Raw genomic sequence first — 18,040 nt, 5'->3', positions numbered from 1 at the left:
GGCCGGTTCGTGCCTCGAACAGCTCGCTCGATTAGAACGTCGAGAGTTCGTTTTCGATCACGCGCTTGGTGATTCCCGTCACGTTCGCGAGTTCGTGGTCGATGGTCGCCTCGATATCTTCACGGATCTCCTCGATTTCGACACCTTCCTCGGTAATCACCTGCGCATCGGCGACGTGTGGGTGATCGATCGGTCGGCCGATCTGGCTCAACAGGCGCATCTGGAGCTGTCGGATGCCGTCGACGTCAGTGGCGACGGCCTGGGCGATCTCCGTCGAGAGCAGATTGTAGATCTTGCCGATGTGGTTGACCGGGTTCTTCCCGCTCGTCGCTTCCATACTCATCGGACGGTTCGGCGTGATGAGCCCGTTCGCACGGTTGCCACGCCCGACGGAGCCGTCGTCACCCTGCTCGGCGCTGGTGCCGGTCGTGGTGAGATAGATCGATCCCTCCTCGTAGTTGTCGGCCGTGTTGACGTGGGCCGTCACTTCCCGGTCCGTGTACTCTGTGGCGAGTTCCTCGACGTACTCACGGACAGCACTGACGGAGTCTTTGTACGACTCCATCCCGTCGATGTACTCGTCGATCATCGCGACAGCGACAGTGACGTCGATCTGGTCACCCTCGCGTTTGCCCATCACCTTGATATCCTGGCCGATCTCCGGATTGTCGGAGGCGTAGGTCGTGTTGAGTTCCCGTTCCGTGTTGTAGACGATCTCCTCGGTTTCCGTCAGCGGGGCGTGACCGACACCGTAGCTCGTGTCGTTCGCGTTCGGGACCTTCGATTCCTCGCCGAACACTTCCTGGAGATCACCGCTTCCCTCCCCGAGTTTGACGTCGACGATCACGTCCGATCCGACGTCGAGATTCGGGAAGGTCTCGTCGAGATACTCGCGAGCCGCCCGGAGTGCGACCGTCTCCGCCGGAATGCGCTCGCCGTCGTAGGTTTTCGTTGCGCGGCCGACGATGAGCAGATAGATGGGTTCGAGCATCTCGCCACCGCCGAAGGCCGGCGCAGCCGTTCCAGCGACGAGCTGAGTTTCGTCGGTGTTGAAATGCAGCAGTTTGCCAAAGCGGTCGAGATACTCGTGTGCGAGTGCGCGCGCGACCTCCTCTGCGACACCGTCACAGATCGAATCGGGGTGGCCGATCCCCTTTCGCTCGACGATCTCGATATGCTGGTCTTCGACGGCCTGGGCCGCCGCTGGCTCTACGTGGATGTTCCGTTCACTCATTGGGGCAGAATTCGGTAGCTGCGGGATTATAACTTTCGGAAACAATTTTTGCCCCCACCATACTCAAGAGTAATTACGCGATGCTCGCTAGGGATCAGTCGGATCCGCGTCCGCTTCGGCAAGCAGGAGTCCGAGATAGGACGTTCGGATCTGATCCTCCGGATCGAGCCCCAGCTTTTCGAGGACAGTTTCGAGTCGTCCCCGTGCCTCGTCGATTCCGTCTTCGACTTCCAGTTCCGCCTCGACGAACTCCCCCAGCCCATCGACAGCATCGAGCGTGACAGTACAGCCATCGACGGCGTACTGTTCCCGGTCTTTCCGGACCGTTGCGGCGGGTTCGTAGCCGAGACCGTCGAGAATAGCACGGATTTCGGCTGGATCGGCGACCGCTGTTTCGGCTTCCTGCCGGGTTTTCGACTCACTTTCGACGAGCGGGCCCTTGTAGGTGAGGCGGGTCACGGGTTCGTCTGCGCTCTCGGTCCTGATCCGGAGTGCCTCGTCAGTCTCTGCAAAATCCCGGTCCGGCGCGTCGTAGTAGACATCTTCCTGGGAGACAGTGCCGATCCGCTGTGCACCGATTTCGTCGAGACGCTCCCCGACAGTGTCGTGGTCTGCTCGAACCTTCAGTTCGACTTCGTACATAGGGAGACGTGGACAGGGGGAACGCAAAACTGTGACGACACCACTACGCCGGGTATCTCGCGTCCTGCTCGTCAGGCCTGCCCCGGAGTGGAACACTGACCTGAATCGTCGTCCCGCTCTCGTCGGTCGTCGCCGTGACTGATCCACCCCGGGAGATCGAGAGCCAGTTGACCATCCAGAGACCGAGGCCGCTGCCGTGTCGGAGCGGATCTTCCTCGCCTTTCTCGACGACGACCAGTTCCTGGTCTGACATACCTGGCCCGTCGTCTTCGACAGTGAGAATGAGATCGTTCGCGTCCTTGACGAAGGAGACAGAGACGTCGGCTGTCGACGGCTGCCCGTCACTGTGGACGACGGCGTTCTCGACGAGTTCTTCGACGATCAGTTCGAGCTCGGCGTCGACAGTGCATTCATCGAGATCAGAATCCAGATCGATCGTACAGTTACCACCCAGTTCCGATGCCGTCGTCTGTGCGTGTTCGGCGAGCGTTTCGACGGCTGTTACTTCGCGACCAGTCCCATCGAGAGCGAGGATCTGCTCGATTTCGCGTGCTGTTTCGGACTGGCCGAGCAACTGGCTGGTCTGGTCTCGGATCGTCTCGATCGACGTTTGTATTTCGGACCCCTGTTCGGTCGTGTCGATCCGGTCTTCGAGAAGCGTCGCGTGTGCGTTGATGATATTCACTGTCGAGCGGAGGTTGTGGCGCAGGACCCTGTTGAGGACAGAGAGGCGCTGCTCGCGGACCAGCTTATCCGTGATATCGAACTGGATCGCGACGAACGCCTTCGGCTCGCCGTCCTCGCCGGTCACCGGTGAGATCGTCTCCTGGGCGATATACCGGTCACCAGCTTTGGTCTTGTTGACGAACTGCTCTTCGTACACCTCTCCCGAGCGGATCGTCGCCCAGAGCTGTTCGTAGTGTTGGTCACTCATCTCCCCCGAGCTCAAAATCGAGGGTGTCTCTCCGATCGCCTCTGTTTCCGTATAGCCAGTAAGCGACTCGAACTCCGGATTGACGTACTGGATTCCCCCGTCGTCGTCTGTGATGGTGATCGCAGTTCCCGCGTGTTTGATCGCCTCTTTGTACAACAGTGCCTCGTCGTGTGCTTCGATGGTCTCGATCGCCTCCGGGATACGCTGGCTCACCTCCTCGATGACGTTCCGTTCGGGCGTGTCGAACCCGTTCGGCGCGGTGGTGTACACACCGAGAACGTAGCTTTGCTCGCCCGGGACCTCCATGTGGACGGCCAGACAGCCGGTTATCCCGTGGTCTGCCGCTTGCCGCTCCCACGCTGTCCCGCCGTCGTCCACTCTGACATGAGTGGCCGTCTGGCCGGTTGCTGCACCGAGCACTGGCTCCCTTTGCTCGGCGTTCGCGGCTGTCCATCTGGCGTAAGCCGTAGCCTCGCCCGCAGCGATCCCCGGATACTCCTCGGAAGAGTGACCGAGCGACTCGTCGCGGGTTAGCGAGACAGTAGCTACACCGTCGACTCCCCCGTCTGCCACTGGGTACAGCCAGACGAGGTCGTACGCGTCGATCTGTGCGAACGTCTCCGGAACCGCCCGGATCAGCTCCCAGGGGTCGGTGGTACTCACCAGGGATTCGCTGATCTCGCGGTGCAATCCCATCAGCTGTTCCAGTCGTGTCGCCCTGGTCACGTCTTTCAGGGTAATAATATCGGAGGCGATCAGTGAATCCGAAACAGCAGACCGGCCGAGTTCGTACGTCCGATCGTATCCATCCACCTCGTAGGTCACCCGCTTGGTATCACCACGAGCTAGCCTCGCGAGGTCGGGATCGATCTCACCGATCGGGACGCGTGGAATCCGCTCGACGCCGAGAATCTCGGTTGCCCGGTCGTTGTAGTTGATGACGATATTCGAGTCGTCCAGAATGATGCCGCCGTCGGAGAGACTGTCTGCGAGTGCGGCGTTCCCGGGCGAACTGTGATGTTCGAACTCGGTGCGCGCGTAAAACAGGACACCGACCGCGAACACTGCGACACCGAGTGGTTCGTAATTGATGCTGAGCACCCACTCCGAGAACCCGGAGAGTGCGTAGGGCAGTATCGGCGCCCCAGTTACGAGAACGAGTACGTACAGCGCAAACGGTTGTGATCCCCGCTGATCGAACGATTCGAACAGCCAGAGAAATCCGACGGCAGCAGCGGTATACGAGAACCCAGTCACGAACCAGTGGGGGGCTCTGTAACTGAACGCTGTGTGACGGAACGGCTCTGTCGCGACCGAACTGGTGAAGTACTGGCCGTGGATCGGGTTCGTGAGTTTGACCGAAATAATCGCCAGAAAGATACCGATTGCACTCGCCTGCAGCAGTCGGTTCCTGTGATACTGCCGACCGGCGTAGGCCGACGCGAACACGAGCCAGGCGAACACTGTCGAGATGCCGACGATCAACGCACCGACATGGATCCAGCGCTGGAACGCTGGTGGCACAATGGCGAGTTGCAGTGCTGTAAGCACCGACCAGACCCCACTGAGCGCGAGCAACGAAGCCAGCCCATACCGCACATCGGGATGATCCAGCGACCGGATACCGATCAACCCGGAGAAACAGACCGTCGCGGCGACGATAAAGGAGGTAATATAGAATAATTGAAATATATCTGACGCCACAATAGAGATCTATGGTATTTTCACCAAATTAAAACTTCCGTCCTCTTTCCGGCCGTTCCTCGGCTCTGATCCAGATGCTACATTCGATACAGCAGGTTCTACTATCCGGATTTAATCAAATAATTGTTATTTAACTCACGGCTGCCGAGTCAGGGGCTCGGCTGGGGGAGCGACCTGAGCGACCGGGGTGGGAGGAGATAGCTCCCCCAGCGACGAAGACGGATGTACTGGAGGATGCCGTTTGGCTGTCGTGGGCCGAGTCCGTGCTGGTGGAACTCCTCACCGAGCATCGCTTCTCGGACTCGTGTAAACTCCGTCATTTCCCGCTGAAGCGAGAGGAAATGCAGTCCGGCAGCGTCACCGTCAGTCGTGTTGACATCGCGTCTGAGCAGCACCGGCTGCCCGTCGTCGCGGGCCCGGGCGAGTTTCTGGGCGTGGCCCACGGCTCCCTCCTCGCGTGCGTGTTCGTGAATTTCCTCTGTGACGGCAGGGGCACCAGTTTCCGTCTCCAGTTTTTCGCCGACGGCCCCGACAGACTCCTCTCTGGCGTGTTCGGGACTGAACATCCTGGCGACACGTTGCTCGTGGTCGTTGTCGTCGAACCAGATCTCGAGGTCCAGTTCCATCGACTCGAAGTGCTGTGTCGAGCCACCGGCGAATGCACCGCTCTCTATCGTGACACGATCTTCCGTCGCCTGACTCTCCCTGAATCCTGACCGGAAACCCATGAAGAAAGGCGCTTCCTCGGGAACGGGTTCACCTTCGGGGATTCCATCCAGGCCAGTCTGGCGGTCAGCCGGCAGCCCAGCACCGACGAACCCCGTCCGACGGCTCGTTCGCTCGAACACCGGTGTGAGTCCTTCGTCGATTGCAGTGCCGTTGAGACTGTCCGTCTCGCCGAAGAGTGCCTCTTCGACGGCGAGAACGACCGCAGGATCGTCACTCGCGAGATGCAACATTGCGTCGCTGTCGTCTATTTCGACCTGGCTTTCGGCTGTGATGGCCGTGATCGGCTCCGGGTCGGGAAGATCGACCGAGTCGGGCAGAGAGCCATCGAACCGGTCGAAATACGCCGGCGTATAGCCGAGGGTGAACAGCACGCCGTCGGGTCCCCATTCGAGTGCGCGTTCGAGCGTCTTGAGTGTCGTTTCGACCTGCTCGCGGCCAGCTGAGTCCGGCTCGCCGGTTAGCGAGAGACTCAGGAATACGTGGTGGGATGCTCGGCTGACGTTCCCATCCGAATCGACCGGCAGGACGTCGTTCCAGGCGTGCTGTCGGTCCGGAAGCGTCCCCGGGTCGGAGACACCCGTCGGCGCGTCCAGTGATTCCCGGTCTTCCGTGTCGAGACAGGCCGACAGTGCGGCCGTTCCACCGGCAGCCACGGCTGCGCGCACGAACTGCCGACGCGACAGCTGTGAGTCGCTGTCGAACGGAAACTCCGGTAGCTCCATCGTCTTACTCGTAGCCCGAAAGCTCGACCTGTGCGGCCGTCGTGAAGTTCGTCGTCCCGGAGGCGTAGGGCACCTGGTTGGTCGCGCCGACCATCAACAGCCAGACGATCAGCCGCTCGCCCTGGATCGGTTCGCCGTCGACGTACTGTGCGGGATGATAGAACTCCGAGGGGGTCCCCTCGTCTTCGAGGCGCTCCGCGGTCGACTCGCCGGGACCGATCTCGTCCTCGTGGCGGCGCACGACGACGATCTCCGTGTCTTCGTCGAGTGGCATATCGACCGACTCGGGGCCGTCGGGGTTGCTGAACCGGACTTTCATTCCCGTCTCGCCGTCGACATAGAGCTCCTCCTCGGGTTGGCTCCACTCCTCGCCGTCGAACAGTTCGACCGCGACGCCTTCGTCGGTCCCCGGGGTGATATCGAACGCCTGCGTGGAGGTGTAGTGCTGGACGACAGGCTCCTCGTAGCTCCCGTCCTCGCCGTAGGTGTCCGAGTTTGCCTGCACCTTGTTCACGAACTGTCTGACGAATCCCGGGCCAGCACGCCGGAAGACGGGCCGCATGACACCGTCCTCGTAGAAGTCGTAGGCGATATCGTAGTTGTACGGGCCAAAGCGGAATCCGGAGTGGAAGTCGACGCTTTCAGCCCCGACAGCACCGGTATGGTAGTGGGTCTTGAGCTGGAACCCTGCTGGCCGTCCGTTGTTCTCGGGGAAATCGACCTTCCCGAGCAGCCCCGGGCCACCGAAGCCAGTGCCGTGAACGTCCCAGAAGCCGAGATCACCGTTCAACACCGAATCGTCGTCGGGGAAATAATACTCCAGCGTGTTCCGCCCTTCACGGGGTGGAAGGTAGTAGGCAGTGATCGTCGTCGGCGTATCCAGCGATTCGAACACTGGCTTGCCATTGTACGACCCGGTCATCGTGATACCCTGATAGTTCGGCTCTTGCCACTCGATCGACCAGCCGTTCTGTTCGAGGGATTTCTCTGGCGGTTCGATACGATGCCACCCCTCGTTCGCCGTGTAGTACGGCCGTTTCTCGAATGGGACACCAGGAACCTCTCCCAGCACGGATTCGTCCATCGTTGCGATCTCCTCAGCGAGACTCGGTGGCTGATACTCGACGTGGTCCTCGACGACTGTGATGTTGATCATCTCTGGCTCCTCGCCAGAGCCGTCGAAAAAGGCACTGATAATATTCCGCTCTCCATCGTCTTCGACGTTGAGCACTGCCGTGCCGCCCATTCCGTGCTGGAGATCGCCAGCACCGAGCGCAGTGAATCCGCCGCCCGATCCCTTGAAGGAGGGATACCAGGTCGCCTCGCGGAGATCACCGAACTCTTCTTGGACGAGATCAGTTTCGAGGATCATCCGTCCGATCTTCATGTCTTCGGCGTCCTGGGTCTTCTCCCAGGTGATATCCTCCGGCTCGGTGATTTCCAGAGCCACGATTTCGTCGGTGTGACGGTCGATCAGTCCGTAGACGGTCTGTCTGTCCTCTGCCGTGACGTTGAACGTCGCCTCGGCGTCGTCGGGGACCTCCTCGCCGGGGTAGACAAAGCCACTCTCTTCGACTGAAAACGAGGGTGGACCCTGGAGGCTGATGACTTCGAGATGGTTTGTCAACACCTCGTAGACCTCGAAGGCTCCGATCCAACTGCTTACCAGGTCGTTTACTTCGGGGTCTTCGAGCAGCGTCTCGATGGCCTGGCGTTTCCTGTAGAGGTGCATCCGCTCGTAAGCCCCGTTGTCGAAGGATCGCTCCGATGCAAACGAGGCAGTACTCATCCGGATATCCGGGATTCCGTTCGATAACGGTTCAGCCTCGGTGTCCGACGTGGGCTCCGGGTCGGTGGAGTTATCCGGCAACTCCTCCGAGGAGTCACCGCTCGAACAACCTGCGAGTGCCGCTGCACCGCCGGCCGCCGCAGCCAGTTTGAGATACATTCTTCGCGGAAGTTCGCTTTCTGACAGCTTATCTGACATCTCAATTCACAATCCAAAGAAGTGCTACATAAATCAACCGTATATAGTATTTGTAGGACATCTAGCTCTGGAATTAGATGGAAAGTAGCCATATTTCATTATAAACATCTAGTACTATCGCACTCTATTAACCAATTGTAAAAATCAAACACTGTGCCAAACTGGTTCCGGACGAGTAGAATCCAGCGGCACGACACACTCCGAGCGCGGCGAAACAATGTCCTTAAGAGTATTACGAGTGACCTAAACGGTATGAGCAATGATTCCGAAGCGGAGTCGGCGGAGACAGCGGACAGCGAGGAAGAAGAGGTAGACGGACTGCAGGACGGAGATTTCGTCAAAATCGATTACACCGCCCGAACTGTCGAGGACGACCGCCTCGTCGATACGACCGACGAGGAAGTCGCCGAAGCGGAGGATGTGGACACGGAAGAGCAGGATTTCGGCCCACGAACGATCGTGCTGGGGGAGGGCCACATCTTCCCATCTGTCGAAGACGACATCACAGGCAAGGAGGTCGGCGACTCCGGGACCGTGACCGTCCCGGCCGCGGAGGCTTTCGGCGAGTTCGACGAGGACCAGGTCCGGACGATCAGCAAGGACAAGATCCCGGAAGACGACCGCTACCCCGGCGGGCAGGTCCGGATCGACGGCGACGAAGGGTTCATCGAGACCATCATCGGCGGTCGCGCACGCGTGGATTTCAATCACCCACTCGCGGGTGACGACGTCGAGTACGAGTACGAGATCGTCGAGGAAGTGACCGATCGCGAAGAGAAAGCCAGCGGCCTGCTCGATATGTTCCTCGGTCTGGATCTCGAAATCTGGTTCGAGACGGACACCGTCGAAGAAGAGCAACTCGTCGAAGAAGACGAAGATGAGGAGGCAGAGTCCGACGACGAGGACGAAGAGGAAAGCGAACCCGAGTACGAGACTGTCGAAGTCGAGAAGGAGTCGCTGTACATCGAGGCGACCCCACAACTGACGATGAACCAGCAGTGGATGATGCAGAAACAGCAGATCGGCCAGCAGCTGATCGACTTCACCGGCGTCGACCGGATTGTCATCCAGGAAGTCATCGACGGCGGCGGCATGGGAATGGGTATGCCCGGCATGATGGGTGGCGGCGGCATGGGCGGCGGCGATATCGAAGAAGCGCTCGAAGATGCGGATATCGACGCCGAGGATCTGGCCGAAGAGCTCTAATACGGCGCTGTTTTTCGCGGTCTTTTCGTCGGACTCTCACCAGCGTCGGTGCTATGCCGACCCGTTTATCAGGTTCGCTCACAGAGACACCAGTATGACAATATCCGACGGCGACGAAGTGACTATCGAGTACACTGGCCGACTTCCAGACGGAGACCTGTTCGACACGTCCGACAGACGGCTGGCGGAAGAGAGTGGGCTGGCATCGGAACACCCGGACCGGGATTTCAAACCGCTGACGATCGAGATCGGCGACAGCGACGTCATTCCGGGGCTACAGGAAGCACTCATCGGGATGGAACCGGGAGAGAGCACAGTCGTGTCGATTCCACCCGAGAAAGGCTACGGCCCACACAAAGAGAGCCGTATCGCGGAGTACGACCGCGAGGCGTTCGAGGAGATGATCGGTAATCGGGAACTGGAGATGGGCTTCGAGGTCGAAGTCAAAGAAACTGGGCTCCCGGGCGAGGTGACCGAAATCGGCGAGGATACTGTTACAGTGGATTTCAATCACGAACTCGCCGGGGAGAGTCTCGAATTCGAGATCAAGGTCGTCGGCGTCGAGTGATCAGTTAAATTCGTCGAGTGGGACGTGTCGCCCCGGGCGGACGTCACGGACACGTGTCCCGTCGAGATCCAGCCCCAGCGCGCGGACGGCCCCGTCCCCGACGCGGTCGCTTTTGTCCGCGGCGGCGTAGACCCCGAGTCGCCACTGATCACGCTGGGCTGCCCGGAGTGCGCTGACGAGCGTCGACTGCTCTTCGAGCGGCCGAACCTCCCCGTTGACCAGCACCCGGGAGGTCGATTCCGCCATCGCCGGCTCCGCCGGAATATCGACGATCACGTCGGCGGGATCGACGTTAGCCTCGTCGGCGATCTCGGCTTCCAGTTCGTGCTGTCGCTCGTGGTCCGCGGTCAGCAACTCCTCCGGGACGGCCTCGATCTCCGCCCAGACGGCTCGTTTGTAGAGATTCCGGTTGTCGAGCCGGTGGGCAATCGTTTCGCTTTCCGGACACTCTCGAAGCATCGTTCGGAGGGCATAGTCGTCCATCCGTCGGAGTGTTTCCGGATCGACCGCACCAGCATCGAGCGCGCGTTCGACACCCCGTCGGAGCATCACTTTCGCGATCCGGGAGACGTGGTGCTCGTACACTGTCGGATTCATGAGTGCGCGGGCGAGCAGGAGACTCTCGGCGCTCTGGACGTTCCCCTCGTCGAGGACGAGACTGCCGTCGACGAAGCGGAGTTCGCGCACGAGTCGCCCGTGATCGATCGTTCCGTACGGGACGCCTGTATGGTGGGCATCACGGACCAGATAATCCATCCGATCCACGTCGAGTTCGCCCGACACGAGCTGGCCGAGTTCGCCCTCGCCAGCGATCAGCCCGGCGACCCGGTCGGGATCGAGCCCGTGCTCTGTCAACACCCGCGCGACTGGCCCGGAGTCGATCAACTCGTCGACCTGGTCGTGGTACTTCCCGGTGTGACGGTACAGTAACTCCTCGATGTTGTGGCTGTACGGAGAGTGACCGATATCGTGGAGGAGTGCACTGGCACGGACGCGCTCGGCCTGTCTGCCCTCGATCCCGAGGTGGCCGAGTGCGCGGTCAGCGAGATGGTAGACACCGAGACTGTGTTCGAACCGGGTGTGGTTCGCAGAGGGGTAGACGAGAACCGCAGTACCGAGCTGGCTGATCCGGCGGAGGCGCTGGACCGGTGGCGTCTCGAGCAGGGCGCTGGCGACGCCGTCGATCTCGATGTGATCGTGGACGCTATCTTTGATCGTCGTCATTGCTGGGACGTTGTGCCCGACTGGATATAAGAGGCGGTGCGGTCGATCAGTCTGTGCCGACAGATTCCAGTAACTGATACAGCTCCGAGCGTGTCGCGTTCCCGTGATTGACTGCATCGTAGGGGTCGCGACCGAGTTCGAGAACGGTGTCGATCGCCTGTTTGGGGTGATACGCTCGATCGTAGACGAGCCACGCTGCGAGCACCTGTCCTGTCCGACCGATCCCCGCCAGACAGTGGACGACGACCGGTTCGTCGGCTCTACTGGCGCTATCGAGAAATGGAAGGATCTCGTCTGCGAGTAACGTCTCGTCGACGAGGTGGTGATCTGGGACTGGTGCGTGGAGAACTCGCTTCTGGCCAAAGGCCTCGCGGTACAGATGCAGGTTCGCACCCTCGGTATCGAGCTGGGAACCGGGCAGCAAACAGCAGACGCGTTCGATACCGGCCGACTGCATGTCTTCGATCCACTCGTGGACACAGACAGTGTGCTCACCGGCCGAATGCCAGCCCGGCGAGCAGGAACCGTACACCGTCTGCTCGTCGTCTGCGGCTGGCGCTAATCGATGAGCATCCTGTGTCGGGCCATCTGTCCCTCCCATCAGGATACACTCACTACTGCATCACACTTCAGTGTACGTCCTCAGTTCTCAATCGTGAGATTGCGATATGTTTTGTGGCCAGTATTACAGGGCTAACTTCGTGAGTTAGTCGACCAAACAGACGGTCTCAGGGAGATTCCGTTTCGATTCGGTCGAACAGTTCCTCGGTAATTTCGCCCGTATCTGCGATAATCTCCGCCATCGTGTCGTCGTCAGGGGCCATCCCGACGAGGCGTGCGATGCGCATAATCGAGACGTGGTAGACGTGCTGGCGGCCAGGCTCTTCTTCCCAGAGAATCACGTTACACGGGAAGAGTCCACCGATCTGTTTGTCGGAGGCGTCGAGTGCCCGATCTGCTACACTCGGGTTGCAGGCACCGAGCACGTAGTACGGATCACGGTCTGCGTCCACCTTCTCGTTGAGCATCTCCGATGGGGAGAACTCCACGGGGATACCAAATCCAGCCTCGAGACAACACTCTCTGACGAACTCGACGGCTTCCTCGTGGTCCATCTCGAGAGTCGCTCGCTTCTCACCGATGTCACTTTCTGTCAGGGCTTCTGGATCGATTGGAAGTGCCATACTGTTTGTTCGGGCCCACCTGCGAAAAACCCATCACTCCGACGACTCGGCTGAGTCGGCAGTTTCGGACGCTTCCCGTTCGGCGCTGCTGTCGACTGGTACCGGTCCAGTGCCGATCACGTCTCGAATCGATGATTCGAACTCCTGGCGGGTCGCGAAGTAAGTGGTGTCGACCTCGGAGAGGATATCGTGCAGTTCACGCGGTCCCTCCGGTGTTCTGATGGCCGTTTCGCCCTCTCTGGCTTCGATCGCGCTTTTCTCGATCCCCCACATGAACCGTGCCGAGATGCGGGCGATCGGTGCACCCTGGACTGGAGGGGCGTCGCCGAGTTCGATAGCGGGCTCTTCCGCTTCTTCTTCGTCATCTGCCATACCCGGGCATTTGCCGGCCGTCTGATTAGTGCTTTCGCCTCGATGAGCGGGAGTAGAGGTGAGAGAGGGTCTTGCAGTGTGTCGCTTCGACCACCCTCCACGAGTAGTCCGGTCAGTCCTCACGCCCAGTGACATCATAGTCGCGATACTCACAAACGTCAGACGGAGGTCTGACGGGAAACTTTGTAGTGGGCTACAGTATAGAGATCTATGACTAGCCTCACTGACGTGTACGAGGGCGGTATCAACACCGTCGCTGATCCCCGCCAGCGACGGCTCGGGATGGGGCTTTTCGTGATCGGTGCGGCGATGGTCGTCGGTTCGATTCCGATCGCGACGACAGATCTCTCGACGATACTGGGACTGGATTCACTCGCAGCGAGAGAGGTAGCGGGCATTCTCGCAGGCCTCGGCATTCCTGCCGTTTTCGTCGGTATCTTTGTCGTGCTCCCGGCAGGGAACGCCTCCCGCGGGGCAGCGACGATCGGCGCGACACTCGCTACCTTCGGTGTCATCCTCTTCCAGTTCGCGTATCCCGAACAGTGGCTGTCGTCGAACCCCCAGCTCGCGATCGCAACGACGGCGATTTACTCGCTCGGAACGCTCATCACGGTCTGGTGTCTGTTCATCAGCGTCGCGACCTTCGACCGGCGGCAAGACCCCGGTGGGACGGCCCGCATCGAGATCACCGAAGAGGGGAAGGTCAAAGTCGTCAGCAAGAGTCCAGATCTATCGGGCACTGGCAGCGTCGGGCTCTTCGGAAACGACCCCGACGGCTCGGTTCCGACACAGACCAACGAAGCGGCTGTGACGCGCGGTTCGGATACCACAGCCACCCAGTCACAGAACCCACAACCCACGAGCGACGGGGGCAGCGCGGTCGCCGACGATCCGTTCGTCGACGACGAAATCACCGAAGCAGCCCGGCAGCGAGGGATTCCGGACAAGTACTGTGGGAACTGCGCGCACTTCAAATACGTCCGCGTCGACGGGAAGATCCGCCCCTACTGTGGATTCGACCAGGAGTTGATGGACGATATGGACGCCTGCGAGCAGTGGGAAGCAAACTAGCTACTCTGGCAGATATGTTTTCAGCGGCGGCGAAAATGCATCGATTACCTTGCAGGGTTCGAGCACACGGACACCGTGTTCTGTCCCTGGCGGGATGATATACGAGTCGCCAGCCTCGACTGTCGTCGAAAACTCCCCGGTGAGGTCGAGACTCCCTTCGATGACGAAACTCGCCTGCGTCGTCTCGTCGTGGCTGTGTGGCTCGCCGACTGCTCCCTCCTCCAGCCTGTAATGAACCAGCATCATCTCGTCGGTATAACCGAGAACCCGACGTTCGCCGTCCAGTTCGTCGATTCGTTCGGGATCGTCCCATCTGTTGACAGACATACTGGTGGTTCGGGGATCGTATGCAAAATAGCACCGGGGAGTTGCTGGTGTGGAGAAAGCGGGTCCCGACGAAACCAGCATTTTATAATTCTACCAGCGTGTAACCGGGGTATGGAATTCTGTGACGAGTGCGGCTCTATGATGAAAACCGAGAACGGGACCTGGATATGCGGAAGCTGTGGCTACGAGAAGGCCCGCGACGAGGGATCGGAGAAAGGGATGGTTACGACGACTGGCCAGGAAGAGACGGAGATCGTCGACATCAGTGATGCGGAAGATTCGGGTCGGCCAACGACGACAGCGCAGTGTCCACAGTGTGACAACGACAGGGCGTACTGGTACATGCAACAGATCCGTGCGGCAGACGAGAGCGAGACCCGGTTTTTTGTGTGCACCGAGTGTGAACACAAGTGGCGTGAAGACGACCACTAGGGTATGACCGAGGAACTCACACCGCCAGCAGCCCCTGAAGCCGACCTGGAACGTGGCGGGTGGGAACAGACCGAGATCCAGCGGGAGACTCTCTTCGAGATGCCCGCGATGCGGATCCGCGGAGTGACACGTCGGTACGAGGACCAGCGGACCAGGGATGCACTCCGTGTGGCGACGGACGGCCAAATCGATCAGCAGCTCCGGTTTTTCGCGGTCACACGGCTGTCATTCGAACCACCGCCACCGCCAGGGGTAAGTCCGACTATGTTCGCCCCGACGCTCCGGTCGGAAGCGCGACGGACCTTCAAAACGCGACTCGAAGAGCGAGGACTCGTCGATATCGAGGAAGGAAACACAGAACGGATCCGGCTCCCCGATCGGAGCCGTGCGCGGTTGACGTGTTTTTCCGCGACTGATTCGTCACAGGGAGCGTTCGATCTCCCCCTAGAGTGCTGGGTCGCCGTCTGGACATCGTCGGGTACGGTCCGTATTGTCACTGGCGGCTATCCCGCAGTCACTCTCGACTCGCATTTCGATCTGGATTCAGACGAGGAGTCACTCGGTGTCTCCCCGGACGAGTACCGCAGGGAGTTCGTCTCCTTGCTCCGTGGTGTCGCAGAAAAAGACCAGTAACTAACAGAAGTGGCGTCCGGACTACACCGGATTTCGTGCGAACGTGAGATAGCCAGTGTGGCCGACGCCGGCTGTCGATGGCCGTGAGCCACGGTCGCCGAAATCCATCTCCCGCTGGATCGTCTCCAGTGTTTCGATTGCTTCGAGACCGACCTCCCGGGCAGTGTCGACGACGTCGTGACTCGATTCGACGAAGGGTGAGTAGACTGCAACGTAGCCAGCCGGGACGAGCAGTTCTGGCGCGTGCTCGACGACCACAGCCGCATCTGCCGTATCGAGTGTGATGACGTCGAACGTCGCGAGGTCGTCGAGATGTTCGGTGACGTCGCCGACCCGGACATCGACGCGATCCTCGACGCCAGCCAGCGCCATGTTCTCACGAGCGACCGCTGCGAAAGATTCGTCTTGCTCGTAGGTGAGCACGTCCACTCCCGCACGCCCGAGCGCGGCGGAGAGGACACCTGTGCCTGTCCCGGCATCGAGGACGCGATCACCCTGTGCGATTCCAGTGTGGCCCATCACGAGGCCGATATCGCGGGGCATCATCGGTGCACCGGTGCGCTCGAAGTGATTGAAGAGATCCGGGCCGCGGAGCTTCCGGGCGACGAACTCGGTGCCGAGATGGGTCTCGACAGTGTCACCCGGCGAGACATCCTCCGGGACTTCGAGAATGCCGAGATCGGTTTCGAGTCGGTCACCCGCGTCGAGTAGATACTCGCGGTCGTCGGAGACGAACAGGAGTGCCACGACTACTCTTCCAGGCTCTCGATCGCGTCGAGGGGCATACCATCGTTCGCTTCGAGTGCTTCGCGTGCCTGATCCTGGCTGACACCGGCAGCATCAGCGACCGTTTCGATATCCTCCTGAGGAATCCCGTCGTCGGAATCGTCGGTCGATTCGTCGGCTTCCGTCGTCGATCCCTCGCCGAGTTCTCTGGTGTTCGGGGTGCCGACCACGTTGTAGGTGTCCTGACCCTGGGCATCCATATGCTGGACATCCGGATTCTCGAAGACGAGTTCTTCGTCTGCTGTCCGGATGATTACCTCCTCGGCATCGAGTTCGTCGATGTCGATGCCCATCTGCTTCATCATCTGCTGCATTTTGCGTGAGTCGAGTCCGCCACCGCCTCCTCCAAACATACCACACTCTTTTCGCCACGTCTTAAAAAGATCTGCGTTGCTCTCCTAGGGGATTATAAAACCAGGGCAGGTCGCATAGATACGAACAGCAAGAAAGCCCCTGTCCGCTTGACCGTCCGGGACTTGCTGCGCTCCTCGTTGCACTGCGGTGCTTGCGGCGTCCGGGACGGATCAAGCAGACAGCCCCTTTCATAGTGTTTGTTGCGAGTCTTTACCGCCGTCGTGTAACAAGACATTGATTACATGGCGTGAAACACCGATATTTGTAACGTGGTCACGAAAATTACCGCAACAAACACTATCAGTCCCACCCCTATCAGCTGGTTAACCAAGCTACGCGGGTGGAACTGAAAGGGGGCGCGGCTCTGGACGAAGGCGGACCCATCAAGCGTCGGGAGACTCCGTCTCCCGGGCCCGCGGGTGTGACCCGCGGCCACCGACTGGAGCGCAGATGGGTCCCCCGAGTTCAGAGCCGCGGGGCTTTCTTGCTGTTCTCGACCACGTCAGTGGATCGTCCACCTTCGACTGGCCTCTCAAAACTACGGAATAGACAGTTTATAGCTTCTCCTACACGATCCCCTTCCCCTGAAGCTCGCGCGCGATGATATTCTTCTGAATCTCCGTCGTCCCCTCGTAAATCTGCGTAATCTTCGCATCTCTGTAGAACCGCTCCACGTCGAAATCATCCACATACCCAGAGCCACCGTGAATCTGGAGTGCTTCGTCTGCAACCTCGACAGCGATACGTGACCCGAACTCCTTTGCCATCGAGGCCAACTTCGTCAGATTTGCCTCCGAATCGTTCTCGACGGCCCAGGCGGATTTCAGGGTTAGCAGGCGTGCGGCCTCGATGTCGGTGAACATCTCCGAGAGCTTGTGCTGAATCGCCTGGAACTCGCCGATAGATTTGCCGAACTGCTCGCGCTCTTCGGCGTACTCCAGCGCGCGCTCTGCGGCCCCGCGGGCGATTCCTACCCCCTGCGCCGCGACACCAGTCCGAGTCGCGTCGAAAAACTGCATCTGCTGGAGGAACCCAGCCCCACGTGTCCCGATCAGATTCTCTTCTGGCACGCGCACGTCGTCGAGGATCAGTTCCGCCGTATCCGAGGCCCTGATCCCCATCTTGCCGGTGATCTTCTCGGCCGTGAACCCATCGCGGTCGGTTTCGACGATTATCTGGGAGAACCCATTGTACCGACCCTCCGCATCTGGATCGGTCTCGCAGAGCACCACGACGTAATCTGCGACAGTGCCGTTCGTGATCCACATCTTGTTGCCGTTGATCACCCACTCGTCGCCGTCTTTCTCGGCGCTCGTCGAGATCGCGGAGACATCCGAGCCAGCGTGAGGTTCGGTGATCGCCGCCCCAGTTATCGCGTCGCCCCGGGCGACCGGCTCCAGATACTCCTCTTTTTGCTCCTCGGTGCCGTACTCGACGATCGCTTCCGTCCCGAACGAACTGGAGATAACACAGAGACCGATGCCGGGATCTGCGGCGAACAGTTCCTCGCTTATCAACATCGATTCGAGCGTCGAGTAGCCAGCCCCACCGTACTCCATCGGAATGTGTGCCCCCAGCAGCCCCATCTTCGCCGCCTCGTCGACCACCTCGTGTGGATACTTCTCCTCGCGATCGTACTCGCTCGCGACTGGCCTGATCTCGTTTTCGGCGAACTTGCGGACCTCGTCGCGGATCTGTCTCTGTTCCTGCGTGAGTCCGAACTCCATACCGAATGTTCTCTCTATCACTGTATAATACTTTTTGCCACTGTTAGAAACTAGGCGCTAGTTGGTTTACGATACATCTACAAAATTTATTATCGTATCGTTTGTATCTCTTAGAGCAAATTATATTACCACGAGCAACAACCATCATGAACTTTGCAGGAGTTGTTGGTACAGCGAAGGAAAACGTTGAAATCAAGCGGGACA

Annotated in this window: 18 protein-coding genes; 5 read left to right on the top strand and 13 right to left on the bottom strand. The window is 59.7% G+C overall.

Annotated features, from left to right (window positions below; genetic code table 11):
* Positions 1-31: 31 nt before the first annotated feature.
* The 5 genes from EOW68_RS00175 to EOW68_RS00155 all read right to left on the bottom strand — a co-directional run bounded on the left by EOW68_RS00175 (position 32) and on the right by EOW68_RS00155 (position 7,952).
* Positions 32-1,234, bottom strand: a complete 1,203-nt coding sequence (locus EOW68_RS00175; protein WP_128223156.1) for a methionine adenosyltransferase — start codon at positions 1,232-1,234, stop codon at positions 32-34.
* 87 nt (positions 1,235-1,321) lie between these two features.
* Entirely contained in the window at positions 1,322-1,876 is a 555-nt protein-coding gene (cyaB, locus tag EOW68_RS00170) for a class IV adenylate cyclase (RefSeq protein ID WP_128223155.1), read from the bottom strand.
* A gap of 43 nt (positions 1,877-1,919) precedes the next feature.
* Positions 1,920-4,514, bottom strand: coding sequence for a PAS domain S-box protein (locus EOW68_RS00165; protein ID WP_128223154.1), 2,595 nt, complete (start codon positions 4,512-4,514; stop codon positions 1,920-1,922).
* Between the two features lie 149 nt (positions 4,515-4,663).
* Positions 4,664-5,965 carry a DUF7405 family protein gene (locus EOW68_RS00160; protein WP_128223153.1) on the bottom strand — a complete coding sequence of 434 codons (1,302 nt, stop codon included), beginning with the start codon at positions 5,963-5,965 and terminating at the stop codon, positions 4,664-4,666.
* A 4-nt stretch (positions 5,966-5,969) separates the two neighbouring features.
* Entirely contained in the window at positions 5,970-7,952 is a 1,983-nt protein-coding gene (locus tag EOW68_RS00155) for a hypothetical protein (protein WP_128223152.1), read from the bottom strand.
* Positions 7,953-8,204: 252 nt separating this feature from the next.
* On the opposite strand from EOW68_RS00155, the gene EOW68_RS00150 reads away from it, so the two are divergent.
* Together EOW68_RS00150 and EOW68_RS00145 are read left to right on the top strand one after the other, a co-directional pair.
* Positions 8,205-9,158 carry an FKBP-type peptidyl-prolyl cis-trans isomerase gene (locus EOW68_RS00150; protein WP_128223151.1) on the top strand — a complete coding sequence of 318 codons (954 nt, stop codon included), beginning with the start codon at positions 8,205-8,207 and terminating at the stop codon, positions 9,156-9,158.
* Between the two features lie 94 nt (positions 9,159-9,252).
* Complete coding sequence (locus tag EOW68_RS00145; protein ID WP_128223150.1) at positions 9,253-9,726, top strand: FKBP-type peptidyl-prolyl cis-trans isomerase; 474 nt, start codon at positions 9,253-9,255, stop codon at positions 9,724-9,726.
* Here EOW68_RS00145 and EOW68_RS00140 read toward each other — a convergent pair whose 3' ends face one another.
* The 4 genes from EOW68_RS00140 to EOW68_RS00125 form a co-directional block, all read right to left on the bottom strand.
* Entirely contained in the window at positions 9,727-10,950 is a 1,224-nt protein-coding gene (locus EOW68_RS00140; protein ID WP_128223149.1) for an HD domain-containing protein, read from the bottom strand.
* Positions 10,951-10,996: 46 nt separating this feature from the next.
* Entirely contained in the window at positions 10,997-11,551 is a 555-nt protein-coding gene (locus tag EOW68_RS00135; protein WP_128223148.1) for a protein-tyrosine phosphatase family protein, read from the bottom strand.
* A 127-nt stretch (positions 11,552-11,678) separates the two neighbouring features.
* Positions 11,679-12,134, bottom strand: a complete 456-nt coding sequence (locus EOW68_RS00130) for a DUF302 domain-containing protein (protein WP_128223147.1) — start codon at positions 12,132-12,134, stop codon at positions 11,679-11,681.
* Positions 12,135-12,167: 33 nt separating this feature from the next.
* Complete coding sequence (locus EOW68_RS00125) at positions 12,168-12,506, bottom strand: DUF5789 family protein (protein WP_128223146.1); 339 nt, start codon at positions 12,504-12,506, stop codon at positions 12,168-12,170.
* A 210-nt stretch (positions 12,507-12,716) separates the two neighbouring features.
* Between EOW68_RS00125 and EOW68_RS00120 the strand changes: the two genes are divergently transcribed.
* A complete protein-coding gene (locus tag EOW68_RS00120; protein WP_128223145.1) occupies positions 12,717-13,577 on the top strand; it encodes a cell division protein CdpA domain-containing protein in 861 nt (286 codons plus the stop codon).
* On the opposite strand, the gene EOW68_RS00115 is transcribed toward EOW68_RS00120, so the two are convergent.
* A complete protein-coding gene (locus EOW68_RS00115) occupies positions 13,578-13,904 on the bottom strand; it encodes a cupin domain-containing protein (RefSeq protein ID WP_128223144.1) in 327 nt (108 codons plus the stop codon).
* A 111-nt stretch (positions 13,905-14,015) separates the two neighbouring features.
* On the opposite strand from EOW68_RS00115, the gene EOW68_RS00110 reads away from it, so the two are divergent.
* Both EOW68_RS00110 and EOW68_RS00105 read left to right on the top strand, forming a co-directional pair.
* Entirely contained in the window at positions 14,016-14,336 is a 321-nt protein-coding gene (locus EOW68_RS00110) for a transcription factor S (protein WP_128223143.1), read from the top strand.
* 3 nt (positions 14,337-14,339) lie between these two features.
* Positions 14,340-14,969, top strand: coding sequence for a DUF6517 family protein (locus EOW68_RS00105; protein WP_128223142.1), 630 nt, complete (start codon positions 14,340-14,342; stop codon positions 14,967-14,969).
* 21 nt (positions 14,970-14,990) lie between these two features.
* Here the strand turns inward: EOW68_RS00105 and EOW68_RS00100 are convergent, their stop codons facing one another.
* From EOW68_RS00100 to EOW68_RS00090, 3 genes are all read right to left on the bottom strand, one after another.
* Positions 14,991-15,716: a methyltransferase domain-containing protein gene (locus EOW68_RS00100; protein ID WP_128223141.1), complete on the bottom strand. Its 726-nt coding sequence runs from the start codon at positions 15,714-15,716 to the stop codon at positions 14,991-14,993.
* 2 nt (positions 15,717-15,718) lie between these two features.
* Positions 15,719-16,108, bottom strand: coding sequence for a nascent polypeptide-associated complex protein (locus EOW68_RS00095; protein WP_128223140.1), 390 nt, complete (start codon positions 16,106-16,108; stop codon positions 15,719-15,721).
* A 567-nt stretch (positions 16,109-16,675) separates the two neighbouring features.
* Positions 16,676-17,836, bottom strand: coding sequence for an acyl-CoA dehydrogenase family protein (locus EOW68_RS00090; protein WP_128223139.1), 1,161 nt, complete (start codon positions 17,834-17,836; stop codon positions 16,676-16,678).
* Positions 17,837-18,040: the final 204 nt, after the last annotated feature.

The organism is Halovenus amylolytica (genome assembly GCA_004015825.1).
GTDB classification, from domain to species: Archaea; Halobacteriota; Halobacteria; order Halobacteriales; family Haloarculaceae; genus Halovenus; species Halovenus amylolytica.
Note: the sequence above shows the minus strand (reverse complement) of the source record. Positions and strands in the feature narration are given on the sequence as shown.